This is a genomic window from Candidatus Nanopusillus massiliensis (genome assembly GCF_920984865.1).
This window is the reverse complement of record NZ_OV100765.1, coordinates 438585-438996: the sequence shown is the minus strand read 5'-3', so window position 1 is coordinate 438996 and position 412 is coordinate 438585. Positions and strand designations below refer to the sequence as shown.

Genomic DNA, 412 nt, shown 5'->3' with positions numbered 1-412 from the left:
CATAAAGTTATATTTCCTCATAAAGAATTGTCATATCTTAAAGGATTTTTAATAGAAATTAAAAAATAATTATTTATTTTCTACTGTTTGTGTAATTTCCTGCTTAATTTGACTTATTTTTGTTATTCTCCTTATTTCAACATTACTAACAGGAAATATTTTATTTAATGTTGGTTTTATCTCATTTTGTAAATCATAATTTATTACCTTTTCAATTGATTCATAATATTTTAATGAAGAAACTTTTTCTTCTAAATATTTTCTATATGTTTTTCTTATTTCAGCTCTTTATTATTTATGTGCTTTAAATCTTGTAATANCTAATGGTTTTATTTTCACTTCATATCCATCATTTGTTTTTACTATAAATGAATCTTCTATCTTTGATGTTCCTTTCCTTGTTATTCTTCTT

At 20.9% G+C, this 412-nt stretch carries 1 pseudogene; it reads right to left on the bottom strand.

Annotated elements, in window-relative coordinates:
- Nucleotides 1-69: 69 nt before the first annotated feature.
- Nucleotides 70-405, bottom strand: a pseudogene (locus LUA84_RS05395) (hypothetical protein).
- Nucleotides 406-412: the final 7 nt, after the last annotated feature.